The 12,778-nt window shown below is 72.5% G+C and carries 13 protein-coding genes and 1 pseudogene; 9 read left to right on the top strand and 5 right to left on the bottom strand.

Going from position 1 to position 12,778, the window contains the following annotated elements; translation table 11 throughout:
* Positions 1–367 precede the first annotated feature (367 nt).
* Entirely contained in the window at positions 368–1,348 is a 981-nt protein-coding gene (locus tag BLW85_RS36280) for an alpha/beta fold hydrolase (RefSeq protein WP_074995702.1), read from the top strand.
* Between the two features lie 336 nt (positions 1,349–1,684).
* Positions 1,685–3,184 carry a metallophosphoesterase family protein gene (locus BLW85_RS36275; protein WP_244174980.1) on the top strand — a complete coding sequence of 500 codons (1,500 nt, stop codon included), beginning with the start codon at positions 1,685–1,687 and terminating at the stop codon, positions 3,182–3,184.
* A 60-nt stretch (positions 3,185–3,244) separates the two neighbouring features.
* Here the strand turns inward: BLW85_RS36275 and BLW85_RS36270 are convergent, their stop codons facing one another.
* Positions 3,245–4,150, bottom strand: coding sequence for an MBL fold metallo-hydrolase (locus BLW85_RS36270; protein WP_074995700.1), 906 nt, complete (start codon positions 4,148–4,150; stop codon positions 3,245–3,247).
* 145 nt (positions 4,151–4,295) lie between these two features.
* Here BLW85_RS36270 and BLW85_RS36265 point away from each other — a divergent pair, with 145 nt between their 5' ends.
* From BLW85_RS36265 to BLW85_RS36250, 4 genes and pseudogenes are all read left to right on the top strand, one after another.
* On the top strand, positions 4,296–4,505 hold the full coding sequence (locus BLW85_RS36265) for a hypothetical protein (RefSeq protein WP_070029850.1): 210 nt from the start codon (positions 4,296–4,298) through the stop codon (positions 4,503–4,505).
* Positions 4,492–5,883, top strand: a complete 1,392-nt coding sequence (locus tag BLW85_RS36260; protein ID WP_074995698.1) for an Asp-tRNA(Asn)/Glu-tRNA(Gln) amidotransferase GatCAB subunit A — start codon at positions 4,492–4,494, stop codon at positions 5,881–5,883. Before BLW85_RS36265 ends, BLW85_RS36260 begins: the two co-directional genes overlap by 14 nt.
* A gap of 56 nt (positions 5,884–5,939) precedes the next feature.
* Positions 5,940–6,503: a TetR/AcrR family transcriptional regulator gene (locus tag BLW85_RS36255; protein WP_070029848.1), complete on the top strand. Its 564-nt coding sequence runs from the start codon at positions 5,940–5,942 to the stop codon at positions 6,501–6,503.
* Positions 6,504–6,624: 121 nt separating this feature from the next.
* Positions 6,625–7,262: pseudogene (locus BLW85_RS36250) on the top strand (TOPRIM nucleotidyl transferase/hydrolase domain-containing protein).
* Here the strand turns inward: BLW85_RS36250 and BLW85_RS36245 are convergent.
* Entirely contained in the window at positions 7,246–8,214 is a 969-nt protein-coding gene (locus BLW85_RS36245) for a LysR family transcriptional regulator (RefSeq protein WP_079172547.1), read from the bottom strand. The pseudogene BLW85_RS36250 and the gene BLW85_RS36245 sit on opposite strands and share 17 nt — an antisense overlap.
* A 92-nt stretch (positions 8,215–8,306) precedes the next feature.
* Between BLW85_RS36245 and BLW85_RS36240 the strand changes: the two genes are divergently transcribed.
* Positions 8,307–9,395, top strand: coding sequence for an alcohol dehydrogenase catalytic domain-containing protein (locus BLW85_RS36240; protein ID WP_079172546.1), 1,089 nt, complete (start codon positions 8,307–8,309; stop codon positions 9,393–9,395).
* Positions 9,396–9,460: 65 nt separating this feature from the next.
* On the opposite strand, the gene BLW85_RS36235 is transcribed toward BLW85_RS36240, so the two are convergent.
* The 3 genes from BLW85_RS36235 to BLW85_RS36225 form a co-directional block, all read right to left on the bottom strand.
* On the bottom strand, positions 9,461–9,976 hold the full coding sequence (locus tag BLW85_RS36235; protein ID WP_074995695.1) for an NUDIX hydrolase: 516 nt from the start codon (positions 9,974–9,976) through the stop codon (positions 9,461–9,463).
* 258 nt (positions 9,977–10,234) lie between these two features.
* The gene (locus BLW85_RS36230; RefSeq protein WP_070029845.1) at positions 10,235–10,987 is read right to left on the bottom strand and encodes an SDR family NAD(P)-dependent oxidoreductase; all 753 of its coding nucleotides are present in this window, start codon (positions 10,985–10,987) and stop codon (positions 10,235–10,237) included.
* Positions 10,984–11,301, bottom strand: a complete 318-nt coding sequence (locus BLW85_RS36225) for a hypothetical protein (RefSeq protein WP_070029844.1) — start codon at positions 11,299–11,301, stop codon at positions 10,984–10,986. The genes BLW85_RS36230 and BLW85_RS36225 overlap by 4 nt, the downstream gene beginning before the upstream one ends.
* Before the next feature lie 70 nt (positions 11,302–11,371).
* On the opposite strand from BLW85_RS36225, the gene BLW85_RS36220 reads away from it, so the two are divergent.
* Complete coding sequence (locus BLW85_RS36220) at positions 11,372–12,295, top strand: LysR family transcriptional regulator (RefSeq protein WP_074995692.1); 924 nt, start codon at positions 11,372–11,374, stop codon at positions 12,293–12,295.
* 29 nt (positions 12,296–12,324) lie between these two features.
* Positions 12,325–12,759, top strand: coding sequence for a VOC family protein (locus BLW85_RS36215; RefSeq protein ID WP_074995690.1), 435 nt, complete (start codon positions 12,325–12,327; stop codon positions 12,757–12,759).
* Positions 12,760–12,778: the final 19 nt, after the last annotated feature.

Below are 12,778 nucleotides of genomic sequence, written 5' to 3'. Positions count from 1 at the left end.
GCCGATATCGCGAGGCGCCACTATGCAGATCTATTCCGGAAAAGTAAATGTTGACCAGGGCGCGGGAAATGTGTCCTGCGGTGCGGGAGTGCGGCTTCTTGTGATTTCCGCGCCGGGCAAGCGCTTGTCACCGGTTCCTGGACGGCGCGCACCGCCGCGTAGGGCGAGGAATGCCGCCTTCGCCGTACGCGGCCGGGCGAGCCGGCGCCGTGAGTGGCCCACCGGCGCCGCCTCCGGGGCCGATTTGCCGAACCGGCAAACGCGCTCGTGTTACGGGCGGGGCCTCCCCATGATCGGCATCGGGCCGGGCGGACCGCGAGGCGGGACCGTGACGGCGGCACACAGGACTGGCAACGCGGGAGGACACATGTCGCAGCACGTCTCGGAGATCACGCACCGGTCGGTGGCCTCGCCGGGAGGCCGGATCCACCTCGTGGAGCAGGGAACCGGGCCCCTGGTCCTGCTCGTGCACGGCTTCCCGGAGTCCTGGTACTCCTGGCGCCACCAGCTGCCGGCCCTCGCGGCGGCGGGATACCGGGCCGTCGCCATCGACGTACGCGGCTACGGCCGTTCCTCCAGGCCCGCCGCGACGGACGCGTACCGGATGGTCGACCTGGTCGAGGACAACGTCGCGGTGGTGCGCGCGCTGGGCGAGGAGTCGGCGGTGATCGTCGGTCACGACTGGGGCGCCACCATCGCCGCGAACTCCGCCCTGCTCAGGCCGGAGGTCTTCCGCGCGGTGGGGCTCCTGAGCGTTCCGTACACCCCGCGCGGCGGCCCCCGGCCCCGCGACGTCTTCGCCGGGATGGGCGGGGAGGAGGAGTTCTACGTCTCCTACTTCCAGGAGCCGGGCCGCGCCGAGGCGGAGATCGAACCCGATGTGCGCGGCTGGCTCGCCGGCTTCTACGCCGCTCTGTCCGCGGACACCATGCCCGGACCCGACGACCCCGACCCGCACTTCGTCGGCAGGGGCGGGAAGCTGCGCGACCGGTTCCCCGCCGGCCGCCGGCCCGCCTGGCTCGGTGAGGACGAACTCGACTTCCACGCTGGGGAGTTCGAGCGCACGGGCCTGACCGGAGCGCTCAACCGCTACCGGAACATGGACCGTGACTGGGAGGACCTCGCCGCCTTCGACGGCGCTCCCGTCACCCAGCCTTCGGTGTTCATCGGCGGCGGTCTGGACGCCTCCACGACCTGGCTCGCCGACGCCATCAAGGCGTACCCGGTCACGCTGCCGGGCCTGGTCTCCTCGCACGTCCTCGACGGCTGCGGGCACTGGATCCAGCAGGAACGGCCCGCCGAGGTCAACCGGATCCTGACCGACTGGCTCGCCGCCCTGACCGCCTGACCCGATTCCGGGCGCGCCCGCCGGCAGCGACATCCCTCGCCGCGACCGGCCCGCGCGGCGTCATCGCTGCCCGGTGGGCCGTACCACCGTTGTTCCCTGGCTCCGTGCGGGCCGACCGGGTGACCGCACAGAGGGAGCGGCACACGGCGGGAGCGGCGTACGGCGGGAGCGGCGTACGGCGGGAGCGGCGTACGGCGGGAGCGGCGTACGGCGGGACGGCCGTGCCGTCAGCCGTTCGCCTCACCAGCGCTGCACGGCGCGGCGGCATCGATGAGCATTCCAGGTGCGGCCCGGCCACGGGACCGCGGGTGACCTGGACACACCGCCGGAGGAACTGTGCCCTCGCTTCGCAGGATCGTCGTTCTCACCGCGGTGGGTGTCCTGGCCTCGGGAGTGGCCGCGGCCGCCGCGCCCGCGTCCACCCCGGCGGGCGGTGCGGGCCCGCGGCCTCCCGCCACCTCACCACCCCCGCCCGGGACGGCCGACGGCGAGGCGTGGGCCTGGACGCAGCTCACCGCCGCGGGCACGCGGATCCGCTATGTGTCCACCGACACCAGCCAGACGTGCCCTGCCGTGCGCTACACCCTGGGCACGACCAGGAACCCGAATCCCATGACCCGGGTGAGCACACCGATGGGATCCCAGTTCCCGACGACCGTGTGCGAACTGGCCGTTCCCCTCGCGGCGTCGAACGCGGTGCTGGAACAGTCGTCCGTCCAGGCGGCTGTCGTACACCCGGCCAATCGCCAACTCCCGTTGCCGGACTGGACCTCGGCCAACCGTCCGCGCAGGGTCGCCGTCATCGGGGACACCGGCTGCGAGGTCCCGGTGACGGGCCCGGCGCAGAACTGCGCGAACCACCAGACCGGTTGGCCCTTCCCCCGGATCGCGGCCAGTGCCGCGGCCGTCACCCGGCCGGACCTCGTGGTGCACGTCGGTGACTACCTCTACCGGGAGGACCCGGCGAAGGAGAACGACAAGGCGGCCAACCCTGGCTGCACCACGGCCGCCGACCGGGCCGGCTGGGACTGCGTGGTCGCCGACTTCTTCCGGCCCGCCGAGCCCTTGCTGGCCACCGCGCCCGTCGCACTGACCCGCGGCAACCACGAGGACTGCAACGCGGCGCAGCAAGGCGGTGCGGGAGGCGCCTGGTTCCGCTACCTCGCCGACGTCCTCCGCTCCGACGGGAGGTGCATCACCTACAGTCCCACCGCGTCGATCAGGGCCGGCACCCTGAATCTCGTCTCGGTGGACTCCTCCTTCGCCGATCCCGGCGACACGGGAAGTACCACACAGACCGCGGTTTTCACCCGGCGGTTCGACGCCGTGAACCAGGCCGCGCAGCAACATCCGGCCAACGACTACTTCGTGTTCACGCACAAGCCGGTGTGGATGGTGAAGGCGGCCGGAACCCTGCCCCAGAACGTGGAATGGGCGACGCACGTACTCGACGCGGCCGTCGCCGCCACCGGCCCGCACCAGCTGGCGGACAACGTACGGCTGGTGCTCTCGGGCCACATCCACCTCTACCAGATGCTCGGCTTCGACACCCCGCGTCCGCCCCAGCTGACCGTGGGCTCCTCGGGCGGGCCGCTGGACAACGGCCCGGACGACACCAAGGTCGTGGGCAAGGAGATCGGCACACCACCGCAGGCCGTCCACCAGTCGATCACTCAGGAGCAGACCCCGGGGGGTCCGGGCGTCTTCGGGTACGCGGTGCTCGCGGACGGCGGCGGCACCTGGAACCTCACCTTCCACGACGCGTCCGGCGCGGTCAGGGGCCAGACGTGCGCCCTGACCACCAGTACGGCGAAGAAGTCGTTCGTGTGCCACTGAGGTCCGCGGCGCCATGGGGGTGTGGGGGGTGGGGTGGCGGTCACCGCGTCGCCCCGGGGGTCAGTGTCTGTCGGCGGGGACGGGCGCGAGGCGGTAGGCGCCCTCGTGGGGGACGACGTGGCCGGCCGTGGGCGGGGGGAAGTGGGTGCCCAGGAGGAGGGTGTCGGTGCCGGCGAGCGAGCCGAGCAGCGCGCGACGGGAACGCTCCGAGCGGTCGGGGTCGATGTCGACGCAGGCGCCGACGGCGGGGTGGGCGAACTGGAGGGGGTGGTGGATGCAATCGCCGGTGATCACAGCCCGGTGGCCGCCGTCGGTCAGTTCGACGGCGACATGGCCCGGGGTGTGCCCGGGGGTTGGCAGCAGGCGCAGGCCGGAAGTGATCCCGGCGCCCTCCGCCGGAATGTCGACGAGGTCGAGCTGCCCTGATTCCTCCACCGGGACGACGGAGTCCCGGAACATCTGCCTGCGGGCCTCCTCCATGTCGTGTCCGGCCCAGAACTCCCGCTCGGTACGGGACACGAGGTAACGGGCGTTGGGGAAGGTGGGCACCCATTCCCCGTTCACCTCGCGGGTGTTCCAGCCGACGTGGTCGGCGTGCAGATGCGTGAGGATCACCAGGTCCACCTCGTCCGGCGGGAAACCGGCGTCGCTGAGGCGCTGGAGGTAGCCCGTACGCAGGTTGTGCCAGGCGGGGTTGGCCCGCTCCTTGCCGTTGCCGATGCCGGTGTCCACCACGATGCGCAGCCCGCCGAGGACGAAGGCGAAGCTGTGGCTGTCGAGGCGCAGGACACCCTCGGCGTCGGCGAAGTCGGGGCGCAGCCAGTCCTGAGCGGTGACGAGGGCGGGCGTGGCGTCCGGCAGCAGCCACTCCCCGGTGGCGGGCGGCAGGACGGTCTCGTCGATGCGGTGGACGCGGATACCGCCCACGCTCCAGCCGGGAGCGCCGGCCGAGGGGGAAGCGTTCATGGTCTTTCCTTCCAGCACAGTAAAAGCTATTTGTTTGCGTTAAGCGCATCGTAGGCCCTACAGTCATCTAACGCAAAGAGTTAGCTTTAAGGCGGGCAGGCTCCCTCAGCTCTGCCCTGCCCCGTCCTGACGAAAGAAGAGGCCCATGTCCCCTGGCGATCTCGCCCCCGCGGAAGCCGCCCGCTGGGCCGCGCGTGCCGGGCTTCCCCTGCCGAGCGACCGCCATGCCGAGGTCGCCGCCGTCGCCCGTCACATCCACTCGGTCGTCGCCGTCCTGCGGGAGCTGGAGTTCGGCGACACCCCGCCCGCCCTCGCCTACCGCGCCGAACAGGAGAAGCCCGATGCGGCCGTATGAGATGTCCCTGACCGAGGCCGCCGACGCGATCCGCGCCCGCCGGTTGTCGCCCGTGGAACTCGTGGACTCCGTCCTGGAGCGGATAGACCGGACGGAACCGCGGCTGCGGGCGTACGCGGCCGTCGACGCCGAGCGCGCCCGCGGCGCCGCGCGGGACGCCGAACGCGAGATCGCGGCCGACCGCTACCGCGGTCCGCTGCACGGCATCCCGATGGGCCTGAAGGATCTGATCGACGTCGCCGGCACGGCCACGTCGGCCGGTTCCCGGGTCCGCGCCGACCACCGCGCGCACAGCGACAGCACGGTCGCCGCGCGCCTGGCGGCGGCCGGTGCGGTCCTCCTCGGCAAGACGCACACCCATGAGTTCGCCTACGGCCTCACCACCCCGCAGACCCGCAACGCCTGGGACCCGGCCCGGGTCGCCGGCGGGTCGAGCGGCGGGTCCGCCGTCGCCGTCGCGGCGGGCTCCGCGACCTTCGCCCTCGGCACCGACACCGGCGGCTCGATCCGGGTGCCCGCCGCGCTCAACGGGGTGGTCGGCCTCAAGCCGACCTACGGTCTCGTCTCCCGCCACGGTGTCACGTCCCTGTCCTGGTCACTGGACCACGTCGGCCCGATCACCCGCACGGTCGAGGACGCGGCCCTGGTGCTGACCGCGCTGGCCGGGTACGACCCGCGCGACCCCGCCTCGCTCGCCGCACCGGCCACCGACTACCGCCCGACCGCCGCAACGGACCTCTCCGGACTGCGGATCGGCGTGCCGAGCACCTACTACTTCGACCGCGTCGACCCGGAGGTGGAAACCGCCGTCCGGCAGGCCGTCGACCGGCTCCAGGCCCTCGGCGCACACCTCGTCGACGTGGAGATCCCCATGGCCCGCTACGTCCAGGCCACGCATTGGGGCCTGATGGTGCCCGAGGCCACCGCCTACCACGAGCGCACCCTGCGGACCGTCCCCGAGCTCTACGAGGCCGACGTCCGCGTCCTGCTGGAGGCCGGCGAGCTGATGACCGCCGGGGACTATCTGCGCGCCCAGCGCTCGCGCACCCTCATGCGGGAGGCATGGGACCGGCTCCTCCGGGAGGTCGACGTGATCGCGGCTCCCGCCGTCCCGGCCACCGCCGTGCGGGCCGAACAGGAGACGATCACCTGGGCCGACGGCAGCGTCGAGAGTGTGTCCGACGCCTATGTGCGCCTCTCCTCCCCCGCCAACATCACCGGGGTGCCTGCCCTCTGCCTGCCGGTCGGCCACGACCCGGCGGGGCTGCCGATCGGCATGCAGCTCCTGGGACGCCCCCTCTCGGAGAGCGTGCTCCTGCGCGTCGGCCATGCCTACGAGCAGTCCCGGCCCGCCCGCGAGCTCGCGCGCGCGGCATGAGCCGGCCGCGGGAAGGCTTCCATCAGACGCAATGAATTTGCTTTAAGATGAATGCCATGAGCAGGCAGATGGTGCGTCCGGGCGGCCGCAGCGCCCGGGTCCAGGCATCAGTGCACGCCGCCGTACGCGAACTCGTCGCGGAGAACGGCCGGGAGACGCTCACGGTCCCGCAAGTCGCCCAGCGCGCGGGTGTGACCCCGTCGACGATCTACCGCCGCTGGGGGGACCTGCAAGAACTGCTGTCGGACGTGGCGGTGGAACGGCTGCGGCCCGACACGGCACCGGACGACCACGGGTCCCTGCTGAGCGACCTGACGAGCTGGGCCGAGCAGTTCCTCGACGAGATGTCCTCCCCCACCGGCCGCGCCTACATCCGCGACGCCCTGCTCGGCGACCCGGACGGCGGCAATGCCGGGCAGTGCTCCGCCTATGCCGCCGAGCAGATCGACGCCGTGCTCACCAGGGCGGCCGAACGCGGCGAGCCGACACCCGGCACGGAAGCGGTCATCGACCACGTCGTGGCGCCCCTGATGTACCGCATCCTCTTCCGCCCGGACGGGCTGGACGGCGCGTACGCGCGCCGGCTGGTGACAGGCGTCCTCGGCCCGGCCGAACGCTGAGCGGGCGGCCCCGGCCCTGCGCACAGCCGCTGTCCAGCGGCCCGCCCGTCATCCCCTTCCTGATCCGCACCCTCGGGGAAATTCCCTCGCGCTGCCACCAGGCCGGACGCAGACTCGTCTCATGGCCGACATGGGGGCGTTCCGAGACGCGGTCACCGCGTGGGCGGCCGGCGGGCCGGGCGAACCGGCCCGGGATCTGGCCGCGCGGCTGGCGGTCCGGGCGGTCGTGCTGCTGGAAGGGCCGAGTGACGTCGCGGCGGTCGACGCGCTGGCGGAAGGCCGCGGCCGGGACCTGGCGGCCGAGGGGATCTGCGTCCTGCCGATCGGCGGTGCGATGAGCGTCGGGCGCTACACCCGGCTCCTCGGACCCTCGGGCCTGGACCTCCGCCTCACCGGACTGTGCGACGAGGCGGAACACCCCTACTACGCACGGGGCTTCGGCGAGGCCGGTGCCGCCCGGGACGACTTCTTCGTGTGCGCCGCGGATCTGGAGGACGAACTCATCCGTGCCTTGGGGGTGCCACGGGTGGCGGAACTCATTCGGGCGCAAGGCGAGTTGCGCGCGCTTCAGACCTTCCTGCGCCAGCCCGCCCAGCAAGGCCGAGCCCCCCCCGGCAGCAGTTCAGGCGTTTCCTCGGCACCAAGAAGGGGCGCAAGATCCGCTACGGCCGCGTCCTGGTCGAGGACCTCGCCCCCGACCGGGCTCCCGCCCCACTCGGCCGCCTGCTGAGCAGACTGACGCTCATTCAGGAGGACTGACGGCGGCGGTACCACGGGTGCGGGTCCGCGGCGCGTCGCCGCTGCCGTGATCGACGGTCGGGTCGGGCGAGACGATCGCTCGGGTGACGGCCGCGACTCCCGGGGCCGGGCGGCCGGGAAGGCGTGCCACGAGCACGCGGCGGACCTCGGGGGGTGCTCCGTCCACGCGCAGCAGGCTCACCCCGTCGGGCAGGATCCCCGACATGCGGGCCGGGACGGTCGTCACCCCGGAGCCGGCGGCGACCAGCCGCAGCTTGGTCAGCCAGTCGCTCGTGCTGTGGACGACGCGGGGCCGTCCCGGCAGGCCGGGCCAGACGCCGAGGAGCGGTTCGGCCTCCGATGACGGGGTGGCGATCCAGGGGACGTCGACGAGTTCGTCCAGGTGCACGGTGGCACGGCCGGAGAACGGGCCGGCCGTCGCGGCCGCCACGCGCAGTTCGGTGTCCTCGACCGTTTCGATGTGCAGCCGGGGGGACTCGCCGTCCGACGGCCGGTGCGGCGGGCGGGACGTGAGGACGGCGATGTCGATCGAGCCCGCGCGCAGGCCCCGCAGGAGGGCGGGCGTGGTGCCCTCGCGCGTCGTGACCGTGATGTGCGGGCTGTCCGTCGCGAGCCGCGTGAGCAGTTCGGGGAGGATCGTGGCCCCGGCGCTGGGGAACATGCCCAGCCGTACCAGCTCCGTCCGCGCGGCGGAGCCGGCGAGTTCGTGCTCGGCCGCCGCGACGGTGTCCAGGATGGTACGGGCGTGCCGCAGCAGGGTGAGGCCGGCGGGGGTGAGCCGCACACCGTCGGGGCGGCGCTCGAACAGTACGGTGCCCGCGCTGCGTTCGAGTGCCGCCGCCTGACGTGAGATCGCCGACTGGGTGTAGCCGAGCCGGGCGGCCGCCGCGGTGAAGCTGCCCGACTCGGCGACCTGGCGCAGAACCCGGAGCGCCGTACTGGAGAAGTCCATGCGTCTTACGCATACCACATATGCGGGATCGTCGCTTGGCGCATGCCTCTCGCGCTCCTAGCCTCAAGACCGACGATCAAGGAGGTCAGAGGATGCGAGCAGCGGTCCTGACACGGTTCGGAGCCCCGCTCGACGTGCGGGAGGTGCCCGAGCCCGAAGCGCGCGGCGGCGAAGTGGTGGTCGAGGTCCTGGCGGCCTTTGTCCCACCGTATTCCGAGGATGTCTTCGGTGGTCGGCGGAACTACCCGCTCGAACCGCCTCTGACACCCGGACTGGGAGGGGTGGGGCGAATCGTGCACGTCGGTCCGGACGCCACCCGGCTGCGGGTCGGCGACCTCGTGTGGTGCGACTGCACCGTGCGTGCCCGCGACGACGCGCTGACGCCCGACATCATGCTCCAGGGCTGGAGTTCCCGCGGCGAGGGCGGCGCGCGGCTCGCCCGGTATCTGCACGACGGGTCGTTCGCGGAACTGATGCGGGTGCCCACGGAGAACGTCCATCCGCTGCCGGACCGGGCCGGGGACGACCCTGCCCGCTGGTCCTTGCTGGGCATCTACACGATCCCGTACGGAGGGCTGCTGGCAGGCGGGCTCGAAGCCGGCGAGACCATCCTCGTCAGCGGGGCCACCGGCAATCTCGGCAGCACGACGGTCGCCCTGGCGCTGGCCATGGGGGCCGGCCGCGTGGTCGCGCCGGGCCGCAACCGTGCCGTCCTCGGTCTGCTCGCCGACCGGTTCGGCCCACGTGTACGGCCCGTCGGACTGACCGGGGACGAAGCCGCCGACCGGGCCGCGATGTCCGCGGCCGCCGACGGCCCGATCGACATGGTGTTCGACGCCCTCCCGCCGGCCGCGCCCAGCTCGGTGACCCGCACCGCGGCCATGACCGTGCGCGAACAGGGCCGCGTCGTCCTCATGGGCGGTGTCGGCATGCTCGGCGGCGAGGATCTCGCCCTCCCCTACCCGTGGCTCATGCGGAACTCGGTCACCGTGCGCGGCCAGTGGATGTACCCGCGCTCGGCGAACGTCGGCATGATCCGGCTCATCGCGTCAGGCACGCTCGACCTTGGATCGGAACAGATCCGTACGTTCGGCCTGGACGCCGTCAACGACGCCGTGCGGCACGCCACCGTGCACGGCGGGCCGTTCGACCGGACCGTCCTCACCCCGCGCGCGCGTTGACGAGCACGCGCCGTGTGCCGCCCGGCAGTCGTACGGTTCCATGGCGGAACAGGCGTCGTGGCCCGTCATATCCACTGGTAGTTCGTGTCGTCCAGGGGTGGCAGGAAGGCGCGGGCGGCGTCGACGGGCGCCGTAGGCGTGTCCAGGGCCGCGACGGGGACCGGCGGGAACAGCGACCTGCCGGCCGTCTCCTTGTAGGGGCTCCAGGCGAGCCGGCCGGCGCCGACGGCGTCGTCGTACTCGACGGTGCTCAGGCGGGCGCGGGTGGCACCGGGGATGTGGACGCGGAAGACGAGGTGGAGCTTGCGGGGCGGGGTGCCACCGGGGCGGGTGACCATGGCGTCCTGGATCCAGGTCAGGTTCGGGGCGCTGATGGCCTCGGTGAGGTCGAGGCCCAGTTCTTCGCGGAGTTCGCGGGCGAGTGCCTGGTGGATGGGCTCACCGGGTTCGACGTTGCCGCCGGGCAGGGTGTACTGGTCCCGGCCGTTCTTGACGCGGTGGATGAGGGCGATGTCATCGCCGTTGAACAGGGCCGCGGCGACGCGGATCTTGATGCGGGTGAACGGCTCGGCGGACGTCACTGCGGGGTTCTCCTCCGGTCGGGCGGGTCGGGCGCGGGCGCGCGTCGACGAGGCCGAAGTATCCACCCCCCGCAGTCGCCAGACGGTCGGGCCCGGAGCTACGACCTGTGGCTCCGGGCCCGAGCGGGGCGGCCGACTCGGGAGCCGTGACCGTCGAGGCCGTCTCCGTCCCGCCGCCAGGCACGGCGTCCGGACCGCGGGCGACGTGCGGGCACGCCCCCGCAGCCCCATACCCCTCGACCGCGACAGCCCCCTCTGTTACGCCCGCCGTCCGCCGTCGACCGACATCGCGATCCCGGTGACGTAGGACGCGGCGTCCGAGCAGAGCCAGACCGCCGCCGCCGCGGCCTCCTCCGGCGTGGCCAGTCGGCCGAGCGGCGTGATCGCCGCCTGCCGCGCGATCATGTCAGTACCGGCCGCCACCTCCTCGAACCCGGGAGTGCGGGTGGGGCCGGGGCACACGGCGTTGACCCGGATGCCGTCCGGGGCGTAGTCGACCGCGGTGACCTTGGTGAGGCCGACGACGCCGTGCTTGGCGGCCACGTAGGCGGGGGCGGTCGGGATCGCGTGAAGACCGCCGTTGGAGGCGATGTTGACGATCGCGCCGCCGCCACGGCCGCGCAGTACGGGCAGTTCGTACTTCATGCAGAGGAACGTCCCGGTCAGGTTGACGCGGACGACGCGCTCGAACTCGTCCGGGGTCATCTGGTCGAGCCTGCGGTGGTGCGAGGCCATACCGGCGTTGTTCACCGCGAAATCGAGGCCGCCGAACGCGGCGACCGTGCGCTCGACGGCCGCCCGCACGGACCGTTCGTCGGCGATGTCGACGGTGACGGCCAGCGCTTCCCCGCCGTCCTTCCTTATGGTCTCGACGGTCTCGGCCGCCGCGTCCGCGTCGATGTCGAGCACGGCCACGGCGGCGCCGCTCCGGGCGAACTGCTGCGCCGCCGCACGGCCGATCCCGCTGCCGGCCCCGGTGACCAGACCCACCTTTCCGGCGGGGCGGCTCATACCAGCGCCTCGTGGTTCGCCCAGGCGACCTTGTACGGGTGCCGGGACTGCCAGCGGTCGATGACCTCGTGCATGCCCGGCGCGGTGAACGCCTTCGCCAGGGCGTCCATGTCGGCGACGGTCACCTGGACGATCGCGGTCGCGATCAGTGCCGGGATGGCTTCCTCGCCGGGGACGGGAAGGTGGCGCCGCGTCGCGACCGACTGTGCGTAGCCGGAGTCGAGCATGACCTGTTCGATATCCGCGAGGTACTGGTCCAGCTCGGCATCGGGCAGCGGCTGGTCGAACGAGACAATCATCGTGTGGCTGATCATGCGGCAATTCTCGACTCCTCGCGGCGCCCGCGTCCAAGACCGGTTCGCCATGCGGCGATAACCTGGAGGCATGATCCAACTGGAGACCCGCGAGCTCGAGTACTTCATCGCACTCGCCGACGAGCTGCACTTCGGCCGGGCCGCCGTCCGGCTTTCGATCGCCCAGCCGGCGCTGTCGAAGGCCATCCGGCGGATCGAGACCCGGCTCGGTGTCCCGCTCTTCAACCGCTCCAGCCGGCACGTCGAACTCACCCCGGCCGGGAAGGCGTTGCAGGAACACGGACGGCACGCGCTCAACGCGGTCGGCGCCGCCATCCGGCACGCCCAGCGCGCCGGCGACACCCAGGCGCACCTGCGGCTCGTGCTCAAGCCCGGCGGCGACGCCGGACTGCTCTCCGGTCTCCTGGCCGCGTACGCGCACCAGCCGGACGCCCGTCAGGTGGACATCCTCTTCAGCGGGCCGGCCGACCGCACCGACTTCCTGCGCGCCGGCCGGGCCGACGTCGGCCTGCTCTACGCGCCGTTCGACGACCTCGACGGCCTGGCCCACGAGACGCTGCTCACCGAGGACCGCGTGGTCATCGTCCCGGCCGGACACCGGCTGGCCGGGCGCCCTTCGGTGCGGATGCCCGACCTGGACGGCGAGACGCTGCCACGCTGGAGGGGCGTACCCGGCGGCGAGGGCACCGGCCCCGAGGTCGCCGACGTGGTCCAGCTGCTCCAGATGATCACGGTGGGCCGGATGATCGGGGTACTCCCCCGCTCACTGGTCGAACCCCTCCCGCCCGGTCTCGTGTGCGTCCCGGTGGCCGACGCGCCGCCCAGCCGCCTGGTGCTCGCCTGGGCCGAGCAGGACCGCCGGCCACTGGTCGCGTCGTTCGTGACCGCCGCGCTCGGACTGCGCGGGAACGGGAAGCGGTCCGGCCTGACCGGCCGGCCATGGGACGGCGAGCCGGTAACTCCTCCCAACCGGCAGGAGAAAAAGGGGAGATGAGTGTTGGAAGCCCCTGCTATCGTGCGCCGATGTCATCGATCAAGAAGTTCCAGGTCACCTTCGACTGCGCGGAACCCGAGCGCGTCGCCCGCTTCTGGTGCGAGGTGCTGGGGTACGTCGTACCGCCGCCGCCGAAGGGGTTCGCCGGCTGGGACGACTTCGACCGCTCACTGCCGCCCGAACGGCAGGGTTCCGCGTTCGCCTGCGTCGACCCCTCCGGCGTCGGCCCGCGACTGTTCTTCCAGCGCGTTCCCGAGGGCAAGGTCGTCAAGAACCGGGTGCACCTCGACGTACGGGTCGGCACCGGACTCGTCGGCGACGAGCGTCTCGCCGCGCTGGAGGCCGAGCGCGCACGGCTGATCGCGCTCGGCGCCGTACATGTGCGGACGCTGCCGGCCGACGGCTTCAACGAGTCGTGCATCGTGATGCAGGACGTCGAGGGCAACGAGTTCTGCCTCGACTGAGACCCGGGCCGACGGCCCG

It is taken from the genome of Streptomyces misionensis (genome assembly GCF_900104815.1).
Classification (GTDB): Bacteria; Actinomycetota; Actinomycetes; order Streptomycetales; family Streptomycetaceae; genus Streptomyces; species Streptomyces misionensis.
Note: the sequence above shows the minus strand (reverse complement) of the source record. Positions and strands in the feature narration are given on the sequence as shown.